This is a genomic window from Microcoleus sp. D3_18_C2, from assembly GCF_036702395.1.
Classification (GTDB): Bacteria; Cyanobacteriota; Cyanobacteriia; order Cyanobacteriales; family Microcoleaceae; genus Microcoleus.
On record NZ_JAUBTG010000005.1, the window covers coordinates 29,198 to 51,034 of the forward strand.

The 21,837-nt window shown below is 45.2% G+C and carries 12 protein-coding genes and 1 riboswitch; of the genes, 3 read left to right on the top strand and 9 right to left on the bottom strand.

Going from position 1 to position 21,837, the window contains the following annotated elements; genetic code table 11:
• Positions 1 to 102 precede the first annotated feature (102 nt).
• Complete coding sequence (locus QUA88_RS05125) at positions 103 to 6,591, bottom strand: PAS domain S-box protein (protein ID WP_333270587.1); 6,489 nt, start codon at positions 6,589 to 6,591, stop codon at positions 103 to 105.
• Between the two features lie 502 nt (positions 6,592 to 7,093).
• Positions 7,094 to 7,225, bottom strand: coding sequence for a hypothetical protein (locus QUA88_RS05130; RefSeq protein WP_333057001.1), 132 nt, complete (start codon positions 7,223 to 7,225; stop codon positions 7,094 to 7,096).
• Positions 7,226 to 7,487: 262 nt separating this feature from the next.
• On the opposite strand from QUA88_RS05130, the gene ppsA reads away from it, so the two are divergent.
• Positions 7,488 to 9,965, top strand: a complete 2,478-nt coding sequence (ppsA, locus tag QUA88_RS05135; protein WP_333057002.1) for a phosphoenolpyruvate synthase — start codon at positions 7,488 to 7,490, stop codon at positions 9,963 to 9,965.
• Positions 9,966 to 10,508: 543 nt separating this feature from the next.
• Here the strand turns inward: ppsA and QUA88_RS05140 are convergent.
• Positions 10,509 to 11,855, bottom strand: a complete 1,347-nt coding sequence (locus QUA88_RS05140; RefSeq protein WP_333270591.1) for a DUF3370 domain-containing protein — start codon at positions 11,853 to 11,855, stop codon at positions 10,509 to 10,511.
• 136 nt (positions 11,856 to 11,991) lie between these two features.
• Positions 11,992 to 12,915, bottom strand: a complete 924-nt coding sequence (locus QUA88_RS05145; RefSeq protein WP_333055711.1) for a nucleoside hydrolase — start codon at positions 12,913 to 12,915, stop codon at positions 11,992 to 11,994.
• 79 nt (positions 12,916 to 12,994) lie between these two features.
• On the opposite strand from QUA88_RS05145, the gene QUA88_RS05150 reads away from it, so the two are divergent.
• A complete protein-coding gene (locus QUA88_RS05150) occupies positions 12,995 to 14,956 on the top strand; it encodes a S9 family peptidase (RefSeq protein WP_333055712.1) in 1,962 nt (653 codons plus the stop codon).
• A 236-nt stretch (positions 14,957 to 15,192) separates the two neighbouring features.
• On the top strand, positions 15,193 to 15,411 hold the full coding sequence (locus tag QUA88_RS05155; RefSeq protein ID WP_190741995.1) for a hypothetical protein: 219 nt from the start codon (positions 15,193 to 15,195) through the stop codon (positions 15,409 to 15,411).
• Between the two features lie 185 nt (positions 15,412 to 15,596).
• On the opposite strand, the gene QUA88_RS05160 is transcribed toward QUA88_RS05155, so the two are convergent.
• From QUA88_RS05160 to QUA88_RS05180, 5 genes are all read right to left on the bottom strand, one after another.
• Entirely contained in the window at positions 15,597 to 16,382 is a 786-nt protein-coding gene (locus QUA88_RS05160; protein WP_333232654.1) for a universal stress protein, read from the bottom strand.
• 46 nt (positions 16,383 to 16,428) lie between these two features.
• Positions 16,429 to 17,268, bottom strand: a complete 840-nt coding sequence (locus tag QUA88_RS05165) for a nitrate ABC transporter ATP-binding protein (RefSeq protein WP_333270594.1) — start codon at positions 17,266 to 17,268, stop codon at positions 16,429 to 16,431.
• 152 nt (positions 17,269 to 17,420) lie between these two features.
• Positions 17,421 to 18,851, bottom strand: a complete 1,431-nt coding sequence (locus tag QUA88_RS05170; protein WP_333270597.1) for an ABC transporter substrate-binding protein — start codon at positions 18,849 to 18,851, stop codon at positions 17,421 to 17,423.
• Positions 18,852 to 19,024: 173 nt separating this feature from the next.
• Positions 19,025 to 19,873, bottom strand: coding sequence for a nitrate ABC transporter permease (gene ntrB / locus QUA88_RS05175; RefSeq protein ID WP_333055717.1), 849 nt, complete (start codon positions 19,871 to 19,873; stop codon positions 19,025 to 19,027).
• A gap of 100 nt (positions 19,874 to 19,973) precedes the next feature.
• A riboswitch (cyclic di-AMP (ydaO/yuaA leader) is annotated at positions 19,974 to 20,186 on the bottom strand.
• 137 nt (positions 20,187 to 20,323) lie between these two features.
• Entirely contained in the window at positions 20,324 to 21,661 is a 1,338-nt protein-coding gene (locus QUA88_RS05180; RefSeq protein ID WP_333055718.1) for an ArsB/NhaD family transporter, read from the bottom strand.
• Positions 21,662 to 21,837: the final 176 nt, after the last annotated feature.

A 21,837-nucleotide genomic window follows, 5' to 3' on the forward strand; every position in this document is an offset into this window, starting at 1 on the left:
ATTAAGTTGTCGCTTCGCGGGAGGCCACAACACCTAATTGAGAATGGTACTCTGGGCGCGAGATTTAACTGATTTTGAGTTGTCTGTTAGCTACCGTCAATTTTAGGACAAATGTTGCTTCAAAAAATCTCGAATTTGCTTGAGCTGAAATCCTTTAGCAAGTTGGCGCAGGTGATGAACGAAAGGCACTAATGTCGGGTCAGAATGTTCGAGTTTAGCAGTTTCTTCCAGAATAGCTTCAATATCGCCCATTGCAGCCAATCTTAACAACGCCAAGACTGACTCTGAGGCAGGAGACACCATCGTTGAGTCAGCAGCAGCAATCTCAGAAGATGCTTTTGCAGTTTGATCTGTCCGCTTTTTGGTTTGTGCTCTTTCTTCGTAAACCCATTCTAGTCTCAAATGCAGGCGCAATAATTCTAAAAGCTCATTAGTTTGAATCGGCTTGGTGAGAAAATTATCGCAACCTGCAAGTATGCTCTCTTGCTTGGTAGTCTCGTAAACGTTAGCGGACAAAGCAAGGATAACCGTATCTTTTAATTCCGGCAACTGTCGTAGCCGCCTGGTAGCTTCCCAACCGTTCATTACGGGCATCAGCAAATCCATTAAAATTATATCCGGTAGAAATTCCTGTGCTTTGTGCAAGCAGTCTTCGCCGTCTGTAGCTTCTGCAATTTCAAAGCCTAAATGAAAAAGCAGCCTATGCAACATGGCGCGATTTACTTCGTGATCATCCACGATTAGCACTTTCCGCTGGAGGCCGATAAAACCTACAAGCCGCCTTTTTTCTTGCCGGGAGGGGAGTTCCGAAGACTGGGCGACTGCGGGTAAGTCTAGATCCAACCAGAATATGCTGCCTTTGCCAGAGGTACTTTGGACGCAAATTTGGCTGCCCATCATTTTGACTAATTTTTGGCTGATGGAAAGTCCCAGTCCCGTACCTTCAACGAAATTTTTATGATCGCCAACTTGATGAAAAGGCAAAAATATTTCTTCTAATTTATTCTGCCCGATGCCAATGCCGGTATCTTCGATTTGAAAGCGAATTTTAGGGGTAGGGGCACGGCCAGTATTGTCTGTTTTCACCTCGCGCGCTTCTGTTGTTCCTAGCGGCGGGTTAGACATTTGCTCCGCGTCTATATTCGCGGTCAAATTAATTGTTGGGGGGGCAATTTCCGCTGTCAAACTAGAATTTTTGCAGTTGGTTTGAGGATAATTATCGGGGAAACTTTCTGCATAACCGACTTTGAATGTAACGCTGCCGCTGTTCGTAAACTTAACGGCATTGCTGAGCAAATTAATCAAAACTTGACGCAACCTTTTTTCGTCTGCCAAAATGCCGTCTGGCAGCGCTGACATCTGCTCGTAATTAAAGGCAATTCCTTTTTGAGCAGAGCGCATCTGGAACAAATCAATAATACTTTTCACAAAACTAGAAAAATGCACGTTTGTCAGCGACAGATCCATTTTACTAGCTTCGATTTTTGAGAGGTCTAAAACGTCATTAATCAGCATCAGCAGGTGGTTGCCGCACTGGTGAATGTTGTTAAGGCTTTCCTGCTGATCTGCGGTAAAGTTTTTATCGACTTTGAGCAGTTGGATGTATCCCAAAATGCCGTTCAAAGGCGTCCGCAATTCGTGGCTCATGTTGGCGAGAAAGTCGCTTTTAGCGCGGTTGGCGGATTCGGCGGCTTCTTTAGCTAATTGCAGGGCGGCTTCTGCAAGTTTGCGATCGGCAATTTCGGTTTGTGCTTGTTCAAATAGCATCGATTGCTGAATGGCGATCGCCAACTGCACCCCCAATTGTTTTAGGCACTCTCCCTCCAATTGTTGCCAGGGACGCGGGCCCGTGCAGTGGTGGGCAATTAACAGCCCCCACAAGTTTTCGCCTTGCAAAATCGGCACTACCAGATTCGCTCTCACGTCTAGCCGAGTCAACAAACCCAAGTGGCAGTCGGCTAGGCCCGCATTGTGAACATCTTCTATGGCTCTAATTCTACCGTCTTGGTAAAGATGAACGTAGGCTGCCCCGAAACAGGGGTCATAAATTTCCATTCCTACAATTGGTCGAACATTTTCGGCAACCGACTCAACAGCGATAAACCCGCTCCAATCAGGATTGAATTGATAAATAATAGTGCGGTCTACTTGCAAAAAATGACGCACTTCTTCGACACTTTTGGTTAAAATTTCTTCAAGATTTAGAGAATATCTAATGCGTTCCAACATGGCTACTGCCAACTGTTCGCGCTTTAATTTTTGTCGCAAAATTAATTCCGATTCTTTGCGTTTTGTGATATCAGTAATTACTGCAATCAAGCCGATTGAATTACTATGAATATCTTGAATACTGTCGGCTCGCACCAGAGCAGTTACTGCTTCGTTGCTCTTAGTTTGCAGTGCAACTTCGCCACACCAAGAGCGACCTTTGCGAAGGCTTTTATAGATTTGTTTGTAATTTTTATGCCGGACATACAGCGCGGTCATATCGCCAAGATTATTGAGTTCTTCCACTGTGTAGCCGTAGCGCTGAATAAAGGCTTGATTGTGATAAATAGACCGCCCTTTCAAGTCGGCGATCACGATCGCATCGCTGGTACTTTCGACGGCTTGAGTGACCTGCAGTAAAGCTAATTCTGCTGCTTTGCGATCGCTAATATCCGTCATCGAACCCACCATCCGCAGAGGGTTTCCGGCTTCGTCCCACACTGCTTGAGCGCGGGCGAGCACCCACTTATAGCTACCGTCTTTGCACTGCAAGCGGTATTCGGCGGCGTAATTGGGGGTTTGCCGATCGAGATAACCTTGGATCGCTGCTTGCACTCGTGAGCGATCGTCTGGATGGATGCGATCGATCGATGCGCTGTTGGTGCTGTCGATTTCGCCGTCTGTGTAACCGATAATTTCTTGCCAGCGGGCCGAGCGAAAAGCTTCATTTGTTTGAAGATTCAGATCCCAAATTCCGTCTTGATTGCCTTTAAGAACTAACTGCCAGCGTTCTTCACTTTTACGCAATTCTTCTTCGGCTTGTTTGCGCTGAATATGATCGCCCAACTGAGTCGCTACAGCCTTGACCAACTCTACTATACGCGGTTCCATAATCGAGCGATCGCGCTTGCAGAATACTAAAACTGCCAGCACCTTTGAACTAGCGTGAATTGGCACTCCGAAACAAGCTTTCAATCCGACTGATTTCGCCATTTGCGATCGGGCAAAAAGATGATTTTTGGCTAGAGAAATATCTTCAATCCATTCTACATTTCTGGTTGACCAAATCCGTCCAGGTACTGCCACTCCGGCGGCGAATCTAATTCTTTTACTTTCGCGGCCGAACCTATCTAAATCGCGATCGCTAGCGTACCAAGTTTCGCTATGTTCCAAACAACTACCGTTAGCAGTCGGTATCCAAGCTTCCGCAAAATTCCAGCCGATCGCATTGCACAGCAACCGCAGAATTTGCGGGAGGGCGCTGTGAAAATCGGCAGACTGACTAATAGCTTGAGTTGCGGCCAGCAACAGCTTTATTTCATCTTCTGCTTGCTTGCTTTCGGTAATATCAGTTGCCGTGCCGAGAATTTGTTTTAACTTACCGTCTGCTGTTTTGGCAAATACAGTATCTCGGCTAACCATCCAGCGCCAAGAACCATCCTTGTGCCTAATTCTGTATTCAATTTCAAAGATATCCCCTTCGCTGCCTGTTTCGACTTGCTGTAAATAATCAGGCATTTTGATTAAATTTTCGGGGTGGATTAAAGTTGACATCATCCACGGCCCCATTGCCTGAATTTCCTCTACTGTATAGCCAAGAATGTGGTAGATAGAAGCGTTCCCATAGATATTTTTTTTTTCAATTAAGTCACAAACATACAAAATATTAGGAATTGCCCCAGCAATTTGCTGAGCGAATCGCTGGCTTTCCCGCAGTGCTGCTTCTGCTTGTTTTCTTTGAGAAATATCGCGAACAACGCAAATAGTTTCTCCGCCGGCTAGCATTGTCAGCGATACATCGAGAGGGACTTCCGATCCGTCGCGGCGGCATCCTACTGCTTCGGTGCTGTAAGAACCTTTCTGCACTAAAGTCGGCAGGACTTCTTGCTCGAACCTTTGCAGTTCTGCACCTTGGTAGAATATTTTCCAACTTTTACCTAAGATTTCTTCGAGAGAGTTGTAACCGTAGATATTGAGTCGTGCTGCGTTGCAATAAATCACCTCTTTGTCGGCACTGAATATGGCGATACCTTCGGAAGCAGCCGCCATTGCTGCTGCTTGCCTGTGGAGTTTTGACTCGAAACGTTTGCGATTGGTGATGTCGCGGACGATCGCGATAATTTCGTCATCCGTGCAGAAAACAATTCTCGCTTCAAAATCGTACAGTTCATCATTAACGGGCATTTGATATTCTACAACTTGAATCTCGCCAGTGGCGATCGCTTGTTGATGGCCCGACAAGATTTTGTCAGCAAAAGCAGCAGGCAATATGTCTTGTGCTTTTTTGCCGATTAGTGCTTTTTGCGGTAGGATATTATCGAAATCTTTTGCAGGTTTGAAGTCTACAAAAGTGCCGTCTGCCCGACAGCGAAATATCATGTCTGGTATCGCATTTAAAAGAGCGCGGTTGGTGGCTGCGCTCTTACGCAATTCAGCTTCAGCTTGCTTGCTAAATGTAACATCGCGAGCCACGGCATAAATCAAACCTTCTTCTGCAAACGGCGATGCAGTCCACGACAGCCATTTATAAGTACCATCTTGGCAAAGATAGCGGTTTTCTAAGCTAATAATCGGGTGGCTTTTTTTAAGTTTTTCTAATTCCGCTACAGTAATTTCTAGGTCTTCTGGATGGACTAATTCTATCAAAGGTTTGGCTAAGATTTCATCGCTGCTATAACCCAATACATTTGACCAAGCGGGGTTTAAGCGTTTGAAATAGCCGTCAAAACCTGCAATGCAAAGTAAATCCAGCGAGAGATTAAAAAATCGATCGCGGTCTTGCTGGGTTTGTTTCAATTCCGTAACATCCATCACTAAACCGTCCCAAACTATATCGCCGTTTGCTTGCTTTTCTGGCTTCGACGCGCCTTGAAGCCATTTCACTCGATCTCCCATAACTTGCCGCCACTGGTGTTGCCAAGCTTGCTGAGTCGCCGCTGAAGTTGCCATCGATCGCTGCAAGTCTGAGATGTCGTCTGGGTGAACTGTTGCAAAAGCCAAACTGGCATTTTCTTCTATTTCTTCTGGCTTTAAATTGTATATCTGCCAACTGCCAGAAGAAACGTAAGTAAAAGATGTTTTACCATCTACATAAAGCCGATATTGATAAATCATTCCCGGCACGTTGTCCGTCATTATTTGAAATCGAGCTTCGCTTTCCTGCAACGCAATTTGCTGGCGTTTGTATTCGGTCACATCTCGCATTGTTCCAACCAACATTTTAGTCCCATCGGTTTTTTTAAATACTGTTTTTTTAGTAGATATAATGCGTTCTTGACCACCGCTATCTGTAAAAATTTCTTCTGTTTCCTGAGCAAGACTTCTTTGCAATACTTGCTCGTCTTGTTGCCAAAAAAAAGCCGCTTGTGCTGGGGGAAAATAATCGTATCCTGACTGGCCAATCAGTTCCGATCGCCTTTTTCCTATCAAATTGCAAAAAGCATCGTTTACAACGATCCATTTGTGCTGCTCATCTTTGACAAAAATTGGATCGGGAGTAGAATTTATCGTGTGATTTAAAAACTCTTCTGATGCTTTTAATTGAGCTTCGTAACGGTAGCGATCGCTCACGTCCAAGACTACTTTAATCAGGCGGTCTATCGAGCCGTCTAGGGCGCGGATACAGCGAAGGTAAACTCTAGTATAAACGGTTTTTCCATCTTTTCTGCGCCATCTTTGGTCTAAAACATAGCCTTCACTCTGCCCTGCCAAAATTTTATTTAACTGCTCTAAACTAGACTGCAAGTCTTCAGGAAAAACCCACATTTCCCAATTCTCATGCCAAAAATCCTGGCGATCGTATCCCAGTAAATCGCACAAAGCATCGTTCACTTCCAACCACTCGCATTTTTCGGGTGCTGAGGGGGAAATAGGAGGAGCGAGAATGGCAATTCCGACGAGAGAATTCTCGACTACCGAGCGATATTTTTCTTCGCTTTTTCGTAAAGCTTCTTGGTTGTGCTGTCGCTCGACTGCGTAGCGAAGCGATCTAATTAACACTTCGCTGTCAATTTTTCGCTTGACTAGATAATCTTGAGCTCCGGCTTGGATTGACTGCAGGGCAAGCTCTTCATCGTTGCGGGCAGTCAGTACGACAATCGGAGTATTTAGACTATATTCTTGTATTTTGACAATTGTATTTAAGTCTTGGCTGTCTGGCAGCGAAAGGTCTAGTAAAATCACATCAAAATGTTCGCTGACCAAAAGTTCCTGCGCTTTGCTCAGACGGTCCGTACAACTTACTGATAGCCTTTGGGGTTCGGCTCTACTGGCGTTTGTTTCTAATAATAATTCTTCAATCAGATCGGCTTCTGCTTGATTGTCTTCGACCAGAAGAACTTTAAAGCCGTTTCGCTTTGCGGGTGGGCTCAAAACTGATATCATATACCTTGTTTTTTGTCATAAGGCAGTTTAGCCACCTATTATAGCATATAAACAATTGTATAGCCACAAAATCCGCCGTTCCCAGTTGAAAACTATTTGGTTCAACAATTACAATGCACTCTATCTTAGATGTTGAACGGTTCTCAATAACTGGCTTTCTGGCCCATTTCAGAAAGAGTAAATTTTCTTGGGAGGGTTTCTTCTAACCAGCTCTTAAAAGGCTTATTGAAAATGATATAATATCTGATATCTATGCGATTGTGTTTTTCCTCTAAGTAGGCTAACGCAATCAGGGGTAAATTTTTTAAGGTTTTTAGAATCTCGGTGTCAGGAGGAAACTAAGCTGCATAGTATTTTTTGAGGCGATCGCCCCTGTCACCCGATTTTAGATTTTAGATTTTAGATTTAGTCCACAGATGAATCGGAGAGGTTGAACTAGAATCTCCTATTTTTGGTGACTCACGACTCCTATCGGAAAGTAAGTATCGGTTTTTGGGCGGGTTCAGCCGATCGCGCGATCGAACCCCACCGTTTCTTGCCCTTGGATTCCGCTACCAACACAATCCCAGCGATATCCCCGCACCAATGAGCGCTCAACGCCAAAAAAGCGGTGAGAACTATCTTCGTTATTCATATTTTTACCACTTCTTTTATAATACCTTACATAAACTCATTCCTGCAAATTCTTTACGTTTTGCAATCAAATCAAATATCTCCACAGGCCTTGCTATTTAGCCAAAAAGTGATAATCTTGAAGTAGAGGCAATCGAAAACTCGGTTGATACAGCCTAGGAAAAAATCAGAGAACTTTGGTAGCCAAATTACAATTCCCAATAAACTGTCCTTTGTTTACTGTGCTTTGACCGAACTGAGATGAAGTTGAGAGGAAAAAAGCCATGATCGAAAAATTAGCAATTGATCAAAAACCCGGTGTAATTCCCAAAGAAAAAGCCTTAGTATTGTTATTTGATGAAGTCGGCATCGCCGACATCCCATTAGTAGGCGGTAAAAATGCTTCTTTGGGCGAAATGATTCAACAATTAACCAGCCAAGGAGTCAGAGTTCCCAACGGATTTGCAACTACAGCATACGCTTACCGGTACTTCATCCAGTCAGCGGGTTTAGAAGCTAAATTGCGCGAAATTTTTGCCGATTTAGACGTAGAAGATATGCAGAACCTGCGACAAAAAGGCAAGCAAGCGCGGGCACTGATTCTCGACACACCATTTCCGCGAGAACTCCAAGCGGCGATCGCCGATGCTTACGAAAAATTGTGCGATCGCTACGGCGACAGTACAGACGTAGCAGTGCGTTCCTCCGCCACCGCCGAAGACTTACCAGACGCCAGTTTCGCGGGACAGCAAGAAACCTACCTCAACGTCCAAGCTTGCGCTGGCGTCCTCGAATGCTGTCACAAATGCTTTGCTTCCATATTCACAGATCGCGCGATTTCCTACCGCCAACAGCGGGGTTTCGACCACTTTGAAGTCGCCCTATCAGTCGGCGTCCAAAAAATGGTGCGATCGGACTTAGCATCCTCCGGCGTCATGTTCAGCATCGACACCGAAACCGGATTTAAAAACGCCGTATTAGTCACCGCCGCCTACGGATTAGGCGAAAACGTCGTCCAAGGAACCGTCAATCCCGACGAATACTTCGTCTTTAAACCCACCTTAAAACAAGGTTTTCGTCCGATTTTAGACAAACGACTCGGCAGCAAAACACTCAAAATGGTGTACGATATCGGTGGTTCTAAATACACCAAAAACGTCTCGGTCATCGCAGCAGAAAAAAACAAATTTGCCATCAAAGATGATGAAATTTTGCAACTAGCAAAATGGGCAGTAGTCATCGAAGAACACTACTCAAAAGTGCGCGGAACGTACACCCCGATGGACATTGAGTGGGCAAAAGACGGCAATACCGGCGAATTGTTTATTGTCCAAGCGCGACCCGAAACAGTACAATCTCAAAAGTCTGCTAAAGTTTTGCGAAACTACAAATTGCAAGGCAGCAGTGCAGTTTTGGCAAAAGGACGCGCCGTTGGCGAATCAATCGGACAAGGCAAAGCCCGCGTGATTTTAGACGTTCACAGAATTGCTGAATTTCAATCAGGAGAAGTTTTAGTTACCAACAAAACAGACCCGGATTGGGAACCAATTATGAAAAAAGCAAGTGCGATCGTCACCAATTCCGGTGGGCGTACTTGTCACGCCGCCATCATCGCCAGAGAAATGGGAATTCCCGCCATTGTCGGCACCGGCGATGCCACCCAAATCTTGAAAAACGGGCAAGAAATCACTGTTTCTTGTTCCGAAGGAGATGAAGGCAAAGTTTATTCCGGTTTGCTTCCTTTTGAAATTCAAGAAACTGCGATCGAGAATTTACCCCGCACCCGCACTCAAATTTTAATGAATGTCGGGAACCCAGAAGAAGCCTTTGGTTTATCAGCCATTCCTTGCGACGGCGTAGGCTTAGCGCGGTTGGAATTCATCATTGCCAATCACATTAAAGCACACCCGCTGGCACTGATTCACTTTGACGAATTGGTGGATGAATCAGTCAAGGAAGAAATTGCAAACCTGACAGCACTTTACCAACACAAACCCGATTTCTTCACCGACAAACTCGCCCACGGAATTGCCACAATTGCCGCCGCATTTTATCCAAATCCCGTTATCGTGCGGATGAGCGATTTCAAGAGCAACGAATATGCTAATCTTTTGGGCGGGCGGCAGTTTGAACCCAAGGAAGAAAACCCGATGATCGGGTGGCGCGGCGCCTCTCGTTATTACGACCCGAATTACCGCGAAGCTTACGCTTTGGAATGCAAAGCATTAAAGCGAGTCCGCGACGAAATGGGCTTGACAAATGTGATTCCGATGATTCCATTTTGTCGCACCCCGGATGAAGGGCGAAAAGTGTTGGCAGAGATGGCAAAACACGGTTTAGTCAAGGGCGAAAACGGCTTGCAAGTGTATGTGATGTGCGAATTGCCAAGCAATGTCATATTTGCTGACGAATTTGCCCAAGTTTTTGACGGATTCTCGATCGGCTCTAACGATTTAACTCAGCTAACATTAGGATTAGACCGGGATTCTGCTTTAGTCGCGCACATTTTTGACGAACGCAATGAAGCTGTCAAGCGCATGGTAGCAATTGCCATTAAAGCCGCCAAGAAGTACGATCGCAAGATTGGGATTTGCGGTCAAGCGCCCAGCGATTATCCTGAGTTTGCTCGTTTCTTGGTTGAGTTGGGAATTGATTCAATTAGTTTGAATCCCGATTCAGTTTTGAAGACTTTGTTAGATGTTGCTAAGGTGGAAGGTGCGGGTTCGCTGATGGATTTAGCGGGGGATATTGCTAAGGTTTAACCGTTTTTCTTTTTGAGAGCAACCGGGTTTCTCAAAAAGTTTGTGGGATGGGCGGGACGCCCGTCTTTTTTGGACGGGCGTCCCGCCCATCCCACAATAACAGTTAAAATTGGGCGTTGCTTAATACAGGGATGAATTGAATAGTTCGGAATTGCCATCAGCCAAGTATGGTGAGTTTTGTAACTTCCGACAAAATTTGGTTCATACCGTTAAGGAATGAGAATTAAATAACTTCCACAAGTTTGTGGGATGGGCGTCCCGCCCGTCTTTTTTGGACGGGCGGGACGCCCATCCCACAATAACTATTAAAATTGTAAGTTATTTAATTCGCGCTCCTTGAACGCTCTCAAACACATTGTCCAGATGGGAAATCCCGGTTAATATCATGTCCGCTCGATTGACCGTAATATCCCGGTCGGGCGGGTTTTTGAGATTGTTAATTATTGGCAGATATTATTGGTGAACCCGCCCCTACCTGATTTCTGGTAATCGACCGGACATAATATAATTGCTAATCTTAAACAAGTTCAAATCAAATCAAATTTAATTTGTTTTCACTGTCAAAACTTGCGGAGGCGACGCATCGGGCGGATAAATAAAATCCACTTGTACAAGTCGCTTTTCTCCCGATTTCATCTCTAATTTTACCAAAGGTTCCCCCTGCTGTCCCCGCCGCTGCACTAAATGCACGTAGCGAGTTTGAGGCACTTTACTGTTATCAGTATACCGCACTCTGACCGTCCCCCTAAAAAAAGTTTGAGGGGCCGGAGGTTCTAAAAAAGTAAGTCCTCCTGAAGTTAATTTGTCTGTCTTAATTGGAGTTTGAATTGCGACAGTTACAGTTTGATTGTTGCTGGTAGAATTGTACAGCGGCAAGCTGAGACTGTATTGAATTCCGTAATTGCCGTGGGCGCGGTATGCTGTATCTGGGTAGCGGACTAGCATTCTCGCACTTTGCACTTGATTTGTGCCCAGCATTCCGCGCGGGAGGCTGCTTAATGGGTAGGAAAATGCTGTTCCGGGTTGGGGAATTGTTAGGTTTGAGGTGGCCGGGTTGTCTGACAGAAGTGCTCGCCATTCTGAACCTAATGCTACACCGGCAACTCGGCCGTAAATTATTTGACCTTCGGTGATTTCGGGCGGTGTGGGAGTTCGATCGCGCGGCCCGGCTATATTACCATTGTCTAATAAGTTTTGCCATTCTGTTAAATTGGGCGATCGCTCGTTTCCCTGTGCGTCAACTCGGGCAAACATCGCCAGACTGGCAACATAGACTATACCATTGCTGCGTAACCGCATCAAGGTCGATCGACCGTTTAGCGGCGGTACCAATTCCCGCACCGGTATCGGATGATTCATCAACAGTTGGCTTTTTCCCGGTGGAATAATTAACTGCGGATCAAAGTCAGACTGTCTCCTTCCTCTGAGAATATCATTCACAGCGCGACTTCCCGGCCCGGCGTAAATATTACTGTTTGAATTATCGACTTGCGGCGGCAATTCAATAAAAGGTGCATCGGGTTGACTGAGATAACTCGCAGCTTGCAATATATCTAATTTTACAGGTTTATTGCCCGGATTATAAACAATTACTCCTTGATACAATGTTCGCAAATCTTCCGGGGAAGGTGCGCGGGCTATGTGGTGGGCAAATATGTCGAAACGTCCTTGAAACGGAAAGTTTAAATGTGCCGCCGGAAATTTTTTACCATCTGGGGGAAATGTCGAAAGCAAAATTCCTTCTTGCAGCACTAATTCTGGACTGTTGCTGTTAAATACTGGTATGTTGTCTAATTGTCCGGGGAGTGGTCGCACTTCTTGGATTTGGAGGATTTCTTGAGGTGCGGGAGGGGTTTGGGCTAAGGGGATGATTGATATAATTGGCAGCATTTTTTGAGAGGAGTTTTTTTACCGCAGAGGGCGCAGAGGGCGCAGAGGAAGAGAGGGAGGAGAAGAGGATGTGAATATTTGTGTCTGGGGGGGTTTGTACGGAGATTTTGCTCGATTCTAGCAGAGATTGGGATTTTTACCGCGCCCACTGTTGTAATATGTATTTGTAAAATTTGGCTGTGTCTACTTTATCCATTGCTTGAATTTTTCGTCCTCCTATTTTAACTTTTGTGCGTCCTTGGCTGATGCCTTCGGTCACAATTTCTGTTTCCCATTCTCGCAGTTGATAAAATTCTGGATGCGCTAAATAAGCGGTTGCCAAAATGTCCCAAAAATAGTAATCTTGAGATATTGCTAGGGCATAACACTGTCCGGCTAAGTCGGAAATTGGATATTTGCGCTGTTTGGCTAAGAGATTGGAAAATTCTACAGTTAGCGGTACATTATTCGTGATGTCTAAAGGACACATGACAACGGGAATTTGGGTTTGCCAAATTCTCTCGATTGCTATCGGGTCCCAGTAAGCATTCCATTCCGCCGACATATCTTGTCCGGGTTCCATATCTTTGCTAACGTTGCCGATAACGTTGAGGGCGCCTCCCATCCAGACAATTTCTTGAATTTTGCTTTCAATTTCTGGCGCGATATCTAAAGCTTGCGCTACTGTTGTTAACGGCCCCGTTACCATTAATGTGACTGGTGCGGCTGCATCTTGCAAAACTCGCACCATAAAGTTTTGTCCGGGTTCTGATATTAACGGCGTGTCAATGGTTCCTTTTTCATTTAGAATGGGAAGTCGATCGACTGCAAAGGAATCTCGCCGAAATAACGCCGGAAATGGGTTGAGTCCCCGCACCGTACTCGCCGCCACCGGAACTTCTGAACGCCCCATCAAATCAAGGATTTTGCGCGTTGCACTCACCGCCGGTTGAATGTAGCAGTCCGCAGGAGTTACAATTACTCCCAGAGTTTCGACTTCCTCCATTGTCATCAGCAACACGACTGAGAGATAGTCGTCAACTGCACCGTCGTGATCCATTAGTACGAGTTTTTTAGACATTTTGCTTCCCCGGTCACTGAATTACTGTAAACTACAAATATTAATTTTTTTGTGCGAGAAACACAACTGCCTTAACTATATGACCACAGTATCACCTTACGGCTCTTGGAAATCACCTATTTCTTCGGATTTAATTGTTTCTGGAACTGTCGGACTCGGACAAATTGCTATTGACGGCGATGATATTTACTGGGTTGAGGGAAGACCTTCGGAAGCGGGGCGAAGCGTCCTCGTGCGGCGCACTCCTGATGGTACAATCAACGACGTGACACCGCATCCTTTTAATGTTCGCACTCGCGTTAACGAATACGGCGGCGCTGCTTTTGCAGTTGCTGGCGGTGTTGTCTATTTCTCTCATTTTGCTGACCAACGTATTTATGTTCAAACATTAAATTCTCAACCCGAACCTCTGACTCCTGCTGCTAATTGTCGCTATGCAGATGCGATAGTTGACAAGCAACGAAATCGCCTGATTTGCGTGCGCGAAGACCATGCGGGTGAGGGGGAACCTGTCAATACTATTGTTAGCATTAATTTAGATAACGGCGAAGATATTCAAATCTTAACTCAGGGCAAGGATTTTTATGCTTCCCCTCGTTTAAGTCCAGACGGTTCTCAACTTTCCTGGATTTGTTGGAACCACCCAAATATGCCGTGGGATGGCACAGAATTGTGGGTGGCAGAAATTAAGGCTGACGGTTCTTTAGGTGAAAAATACTTGGTTGCTGGCGGGGTTGAGGAGTCGATTTTTCAACCGGAATGGTCGCCCGATGGAGTTTTGTATTTTGTTTCTGACAAGTCTAACTGGTGGAATTTCTACCGCTGGCAATCTAGAACCCCCCTCAATCCCCCCTTGGTAAGGGGGGAAGCAGAGATAGAAACCAGCTTGTGCGAAATGGCGGCTGAATTCGGACTTCCTCAGTGGGTTTTTGGAATGTCTACTTATGCCGTTGTCTCGGAAAGCAAAATTATTTGCACCTACACTCAGCAAGGCCTGTGGTATTTAGCGAGTCTTGATTTAACGACAAAGCATTTGACAACAATTGACACGCCTTACACTGATATTTCCTCCGTCAAAGCGCGGGAAGAAAATGTGGTTTTTCTGGCAGCTTCGCCGACAGAATCTAGTGCTATTGTACAATTAAATTTAGCAACAAGTCAACTAGAAGTTCTGCGAAAATCGAGCGATTTAAGCATCAACTCTGGTTATCTTTCTGTACCGGAACCTATCGAATTTCCCACGGAAAACAATTTGACTGCTTTCGGTTTCTTCTATCCCCCGAAAAATCAAGATTTTGCAGCACCTGCGGGTGAAAAACCGCCGCTTGTTGTGAAAAGTCACGGGGGCCCAACTGCTGCTACTTCTAGTAGCATGAATTTGAAAATTCAATATTGGACGAGTCGCGGTTTTGCCGTGCTCGATGTTAATTACGGCGGCAGCACTGGTTACGGCCGAGAATACAGAAAAAGACTGCAAGATAGTTGGGGAATTGTCGATGTTGATGACTGCGCTAACGGTGCTAAATATTTAGCTCAAAAAGGTTTAGTTGATGGCGAAAGAATGGCGATCGCCGGAGGCAGTGCAGGGGGGTACACCACTCTGTGCGCTCTTACTTTCCGCGATGTGTTTAAGGCCGGTGCGAGCTATTATGGAGTTAGCGATGTGGAAGCTTTGGCAACGGATACTCACAAGTTTGAAGCGCGCTATCTGGATGGATTAATCGGGCCTTATCCTGAAAGAAAAGATTTGTATGTAGCTCGTTCGCCGATTCATTCCGCCGAACGTTTATCTTGTCCCGTTATCTTTTTTCAAGGATTAGAAGATAAAGTGGTTCCGCCCAATCAAGCGGAAATGATGGTAGACATATTGAAAGCTAAAGGTTTGCCGGTTGCTTATGTTGCTTATGAAGGGGAACAGCACGGTTTTCGCCGTGCTGAAAATATCAAAAGAACTCTGGATGGCGAATTCTATTTCTATTCGCGGGTGTTTAAGTTTGAGTTAGCTGAACCTGTGGAGGAAGTGGTGATTTTCAATCTTTAGAAAAAATTAAGTTTGCAGTTGCTATGTCTTCGCTCAACGGCAACTGCAATCTTAGCATAATCCGCCAATTTTTAATGTGATTTACTTCACAAATTTTGCTGTTTACTATCACAAATTTTGCTGTTTATTGTCACACATTTAAAGGCAATACAGCTATAAATTTTTATAGTGCGATCGCCTTTGGTTGCCGCAGAAACGCCCGATCGCGCGATCGTCGAGTGAGAGAGTCAATTACTATGCAAACTCCTGTCCACCTGATTCCATCTGCTTTGGGCGAGCTGTTTGCCGAAGTGAATCAAAATGGCTACATTACTCTAGCCGATAGGTACGGTTTGATGGCTGCTATTTTTGACGAAAATTTGACTGAGGAAGACAAACGCTCGATCGATCGCCTGCTGCGCTCTGTGTGCCGGGGAAAGATAAAATTAGTTAACGAACTGTCTACGATCAGATAAGTGCCGATAATTTTCCTTGACGATAACTTTAAAATTCTCCACCATCAAAAAAAGTCCTAATTGTGTCATAATTAGGACTTCGAGGGAGGAAACCATTTTTAATTTTTGAACGATACAGAATTTACGCAAAAAAAGGGTGCGCTGCACCTTACATATTTAGATTCTGGCCCAACGAGTGAACAAGTTTAACGTGCAGGTATAGTTGTCGCCAACTGTAACTTGCTCAAACTTTCTTCAGGCTGAACATCCATCTGATAGCTGAGTGCCGAAGGAATACCGAGCACGCAGCACGGAAAATTATTGCCTAGTTCCTTAACCAGCGGGTGGTTGCCAGAATCGCAGCCCAAGAAGAGTAAATTTGCTGCTTCTAATTCCACCACATTTCTCAGTTCTGTAGCAACCCGCCCGATGCGTAAATGAGCTTTGAATAAACCGCGCCATTCCTCAGCCAAACAGCGCGCTTGCCACAGCAACTTATCTGCAACCTCGTACTCATTATTTTCACCATAAATTGCTTGGAAATAATGCGGGTCTATCCAATCTTTGTGCTGGGATACCGAGGGGATTTGGGTGGGTAAAGCGATCGCAGGCGCTGCACAATTTAGGGTGAATGTTTCCTCTAATTCCCACAATTTTGGCGTGTTAGCCAGGGAATTTTCCACAGCAAAATTTCCAGTATCTTCGCCGTAACCTTTTGGCGCTTCGTCGATCACGTAGACTACTTGAACCGTGACTTCTTTAGTTGTTACTAAACGAGTTTGATGCGCCATCCAAAGGGTAATATCCAGAGCTATTTGACTTTGAGCAGAACTGTTGTAACCGACAATAAAATTGATAGTTTTTGGCTGTTGTGGAGATTTGGATTTCTTAGAAATGGGTACTTTTGGCTCCGGCAGCAATACCATTTCTTCTGCTAAATTTTGGTATCCCAATGCACTTTCAAAACGCGCTAACATTGTTTTGAGATTCACAGGCTTGACCTCTATTAAGTGAATTGTTTTCTCTGTTCGTCGGGCGTTATTCGTCTTGGGTAAAGTAGCGATCGAGAAAATTCAAAGCATAGTTGCGGAGTTCGTAATACTCCTGGGATTCCCGCAACTCTTGGCGATCGCGCGGGCGCGCAAACGGCACTGACAAAATTTCACCTATCGTCGCAGCCGGGCCGTTTGTCATCAGTACAATGCGATCGGACATATAGATAGCTTCATCCACATCGTGAGTAATCATCATTGCAGCTTGTCTGTGATTTTCCCAGATGTCCAGCACCTGTTTCTGCAACTTGCCGCGAGTCAGAGCATCCAGCGCTCCAAACGGTTCGTCCATTAATAACATTTTCGGTCGAATCGCCAAAGCTCGCGCAATCCCAACCCGCTGTTTCATGCCCCCTGAAATTTCGTCTGGATATTTATCGGCTGCTGCCGTTAAGTTTACCATTGCTAGGTGTTCGTTGACAAGACTAATCTTCTGGGGGCGGCTAAGACTTTGCAAAACTTCATCAACTGCCAGCCGAATATTTTCCCGCACCGTCAGCCAAGGCAGCAAGCCGTAGTGCTGAAATACCATCATGCGATCGGCTCCAGGTTTGCGAATTTCTTTTCCTTCCAGAGTCACCATTCCCCCGCTCTGTTTTTCCAAACCAGCCACTATTTTTAGCAGCGTTGATTTGCCACACCCAGAGTGACCGATTACCGAAATAAATTCGTTTTCTCCAATACTTAAATTGATATTTTCGAGAACGCTAAATTCTGTACCGTCACCATTTTTGTAAGACTTGAACAAATTCTCTATTTCCAGAAATAGACGATCGCTTTTGACGGAATTTTTGGTACTGGTAGAAGTAGATGTGTATTGACTCACGGTATTCTCCTCAAAAATAGTAAAGTGTTAATTGACTTTTCTGGCTATTGCCTAAATCCTCAAATTGGGCAGTCGGTTTCAACCGACTTTAGCTATTAGCCAGGGAATTTATTCCCTGGCGGGACATGAGGGAAAAGGCAACATCTCAAACATTAAGACTGAAAAAAAGACTGAGGGCGGTTGGCTCGAATTTCAAAACTATTCAAATAACCCACCGGATCGCTAGGATCAAATGCCTGTTTATCAATAAAAAGTTCTGCAGGTTCCACTTGGTAATCCTCCTGGGGACACTCGATCGCCATTTCGGCAACAATCTGTCGGTAAAGGTCGGTTCTCCAAGCTTTTTTAGCTAATTCCTCAGCATTTTTCGGCACTTCTTTAATCTGTCCCCAGCGAGCGGCTTGAGTCATCAACCAAATACTTTGAGACTGCCACATAAATGTTGAATGATTTCCCGGTATTTGAGGCAAATTCTTAGGAATGTCATAGAAAATAGTTGCATCGGACGATTGTATGGTGCGGTCTTTTTCGTCAAACCCTCCATAGTTGTAGTCGCCAACTATTGCCGGTCGCGTAAATTTGTCGATCGCCCCTTGTTTCGGTTTCGCCCCCGTAAACGATCGCTCAGTCAGCAGCGCCGCTATTTCACTGCGATTTTCCGGCTTGCTGCAATACTGACAAGCTTCCACCATTGCCTTAACCAGCGAGTAATAAGTCTTCGGATTTTCCTCAATGAATGATTCCATTACTCCCAAAAGGCGATCGGGATGCCCCAGCCAAACTTCCTTGCCTTGCACGAAGGTAAAACCCACTCCCAAATTGCCTTGAATTGCCCGCGTGTTCCAAGGTTCGGCCACCATGTAAGCCTGCATGGCGCCAATCCTGATATTAGTTACCATCTGCGGTGGCGGCACAATAATTACCCGAAATTCTTTCAACGGATTCACACCCGCAGCCGCCGATATGTAGCGGACAAAGTATTCGTAAATCGAAGAACTCAGAACAACTGCCCAAACCCTGTTTTCTGGTGGCTGACTGTCAAAAAAGGCTCGAAATTGTTTGCCAAATTCTTCCAAATTGCCGTTGTATTCGTGCCACGGGCGCAAACCGAAATCCCACATAGCTTTGTTCATCGTCATGGCGTTGCCGTGGCGGTGAATTGTCATTGCCGCGCACAGGGGTGCGTGCCGCGCTCCTTCTGCGCCAATTCGGGCGTTTGTGACCGCGCCGGATACGACTGGGGAGGCGTCGAGGCGGCCGAAGATTAGGCCATCGCGGGAGGTTGCCCAGCTTGCTTCGCGGTTGAGTTGGACGTTTAAACCGTATTTGCGGAAAAAACCTTTTTTCCAGGCGATCGCAAATGGTGCACAATCGTTAACCGGCACGTATCCTACGGTTAAATTTGGTTTTTCTAAGGTTCGGGAATCGACAACCTGCTTTACGGCTGAGGCTTCTTCTGTCAGTCCTTTTGCCGATCGATCCGCGCTAATTCCACAACCAGATAAAGCCATTCCCGCCACCGCCGAGCCCATTCCTTGCAAAAACTCGCGGCGCTTCCATTCATTGGAAAACTTGTCACTCATACAATTTTAGATTTTAGATTTTAGATTTTAGATTTGAAGTTGTAGTTGTAGGGTGCGTCGCCACCAACCATCACAAACAAAAATCGACCATCGATGAGCGACGCACCTTACAGTTGACAGTTGATAGTTAACTGTTCGCTGCTGACTAATGACTGATGACTACTGACTAATCGCTAATGATTAATGACCGATCGATGCGTTACTAATTCCTGAACTTTGTCAACAGCAGCGTCGAGCCAAAGTCCAGTTAAGCCAATTACAAACACCGCTAAAAATACCGAACTCAGGTTCAAACGGCTCCACTCATCCCAGACAAAAAAGCCAATTCCCACGCCGCCTGTCAGCATTTCCACCGCTACAATTACCAGCCAAGCAATCCCCAAACTAATCCGCAAACCTGTAAAAATGTATGGCAAACTCGCCGGCCAAATTATCTTGGTAATTCGCCTCCAGCGTGGCATTTCCAAAACTTGCGCCACATCCAGATAATCCTTGGAAACGTTAGAAACTCCCAAAGCTGTGTTGATAATTGTCGGCCACAAAGACGTGATGAATATGACAAAAATGGCCGACGGCTCTGCTAAATTAAAAATCGATAAAGCTATGGGCAGCCAAGCTAGCGGCGACACCGGTTTGAAGATTTGAATCAGCGGATTGAGCGCCATCATTGCTGGTTTAGACATCCCGATGAGAAATCCCACGGGAATCGCAACTGCTGCACCCAGCAAAAATCCCACCAACACCCGCCGCAAACTCGCTAGCAGCAGCCAGCCAATGCCTATATCTCCAGGCCCGCGCTGGTAAAATGGATGCAATATGTAATCTAAATTAGCGATTAACGCCTGATAGGGAGTGGGAATCAAATCGCTGTTGAAGCTGGCAACAATCCACCACAAGCAAAGAATTCCCAAAAAACCCGCAGCAGGTAACAAAACTGCATCTCGGATGACAACGGGTTTTACACGCTTCCACGTTGCAACTCCTGCAACTACGATCGCAGATAAATTAAGCTGTATGAACATTTCAAACTCCTTCAGAGTCAGGGCAGGTACAAGAATCTTGAACAATACCAACCTGAGACACTGACGAAGCCAAACAATCTTTTTCAGAACATTTGGCTTTTCAGTCTCTTCTCAATGCCTGCGAAGTTAGCTGACGGGCTAGGACTGAGAGATGTCCTTCTCCTTAGTTTTCAAAATCAAAAATTACACTCAAATTTGGCAATTTTTAACTTTGCTTTTTAATTCTGTAGAGATTCGCCCCGAAAATTGGTTCCTCCGCTCCAGCCACACGCTTGGTTCGATCGCGCACTGCTGGATTAGGCTTGACTTTTTAAGCCAATTTCAATAAAATTAGCACTAGCATTTCATTTTGTCAATATGTCTTGAGGAGTAGCTATTGGCGATTTTAGATACTTTGGTATTACCAATCAATTTTTCTTCCTTCTTCCTTCTTCCCTCTTCCTTCTTCCTTCAAATCAGAAACCGAATAGTTACATAAACAGCCGCAGCCACCAATTGCAACGCCATCACAGGAAGCCCGTAACGCAGAAAAGTTTGAAAAGAAATCCGGCGCCCGTGGAGTTCAGAAATTCCCGCCGCCACTATATTAGAAGAAGCTCCTACCAAAGTGCCATTTCCGCCTAAAGTTGCTCCGTACATCATCGCATAAAACAGTGGCAGCACAGCAGGTGGAAACTGCCCTGCAAAATCCGGAGCCAGCACCTCTGCCGGTGCAAGCCCGATATTGACAACATACTGTTTTAGCAGTGGCACCATCGCCACTACCAAGGGAATATTTGGCACCACGCTCGACATCAAACCTACAAAAAATAACAACACTAAAGAACCCAGAAAAATATTCTTACCTAAAATCACTGCTAATATTCCAGATATATTGCCGATAACTCCGGTTTTTTCCAAACCGCCAATCAGCACAAAGATAGACATAAAAAATAGCAGCGTGCTCCAATCTAAATCCCGCAAAATATTATTAACAGAATCAATTTGGGAATGGTGAGCTAAAAGCATTGCCAAAGCAGCCCCCAACAAAGCAACGGCTGCCGGTGAAATAGGGACGGGCAGAGACTCTCCTATTACAAAAAATGTCAGCACGAAAGCTATAATTACACCGCCCACTGCTAAAACTCGTGGGTGATTGATTTTTGGGTGCGGCAAATGTTCCAAATCGTCTAATTTTTTGTTCCAAATTTCGCGGAACAGCCAAGGCAACATAACTACTATCACTCCTACTGCAATTGCCCCGCCCAAACTTAACTTTACCAGGTAATCTGCAAAGCTCATGTTAATAGCATCACCGACAATGAATGTCGCCGGATCGCCCACGATTGTCAGCAGTCCCGAACTGTTAGCTACAAATACCATTAAAATCAGTAACGGCACAAAATCTACACCGACTTCTTCTGCCATTGGCGGAATTAATGGTGCTAGCAGCATGACTGTCGTGGCATTGGGCAAAACTGCACAAATTGGGGTAGTAATTGCGACAATACCCAGCAAGAGATTTTTGCCTTTGCCTTTCGCCAAAAGCACCATTTGAGTTGCCAAGTATTCAAATACTTTGGTAGGCTCAAAGGCTCTCACCATTACCATGACTCCGAAGAATAAGCCCAGCGTGGCGTGACTCCGACCGATATATTCGATCGCGTTGTTTAACGTCATCACGTGGGTAAAAACCAGAATCACCGCTCCCAGAAATGCCGCAACTGTGAGGTGTATCCATTCTGTAATTATTAAGAAAATTACACATATAAATGTTGTTGCAGCGATCGCAGCTTGTACGTTTTCCATTTATTCCCCTGAAAAATTTAAAACTTAAAATTAAAAACTATTAGTGTGAGGCAATCTACTACTTTATGGCTCTTCTGTCAATAGGTTGAAGGGCTGATTATTGTAGTAACAAGCTGGGATCGACCCCTAGAGAGAGTTCCGGCACTGGGAAAAAATCACATCTAAACTACTTCTTT

Coding starts and splice junctions, on each gene's coding strand:
- QUA88_RS05125 (WP_333270587.1), bottom strand. CDS start 6,591: ATGATATCAGTTTTGAGCCCACCCGCAAAGCGAAACGGCTTTAAAGTT.
- QUA88_RS05155 (WP_190741995.1), top strand. CDS start 15,193: ATGCAAACTCCTGTCCACCTGATTCCATCTGCTTTGGGCGAGCTGTTT.
- QUA88_RS05150 (WP_333055712.1), top strand. CDS start 12,995: ATGACCACAGTATCACCTTACGGCTCTTGGAAATCACCTATTTCTTCG.
- ppsA (WP_333057002.1), top strand. CDS start 7,488: ATGATCGAAAAATTAGCAATTGATCAAAAACCCGGTGTAATTCCCAAA.
- QUA88_RS05130 (WP_333057001.1), bottom strand. CDS start 7,225: ATGAATAACGAAGATAGTTCTCACCGCTTTTTTGGCGTTGAGCGCTCA.
- QUA88_RS05140 (WP_333270591.1), bottom strand. CDS start 11,855: ATGCTGCCAATTATATCAATCATCCCCTTAGCCCAAACCCCTCCCGCA.
- QUA88_RS05180 (WP_333055718.1), bottom strand. CDS start 21,661: ATGGAAAACGTACAAGCTGCGATCGCTGCAACAACATTTATATGTGTA.
- ntrB (WP_333055717.1), bottom strand. CDS start 19,873: ATGTTCATACAGCTTAATTTATCTGCGATCGTAGTTGCAGGAGTTGCA.
- QUA88_RS05145 (WP_333055711.1), bottom strand. CDS start 12,915: ATGTCTAAAAAACTCGTACTAATGGATCACGACGGTGCAGTTGACGAC.
- QUA88_RS05170 (WP_333270597.1), bottom strand. CDS start 18,851: ATGAGTGACAAGTTTTCCAATGAATGGAAGCGCCGCGAGTTTTTGCAA.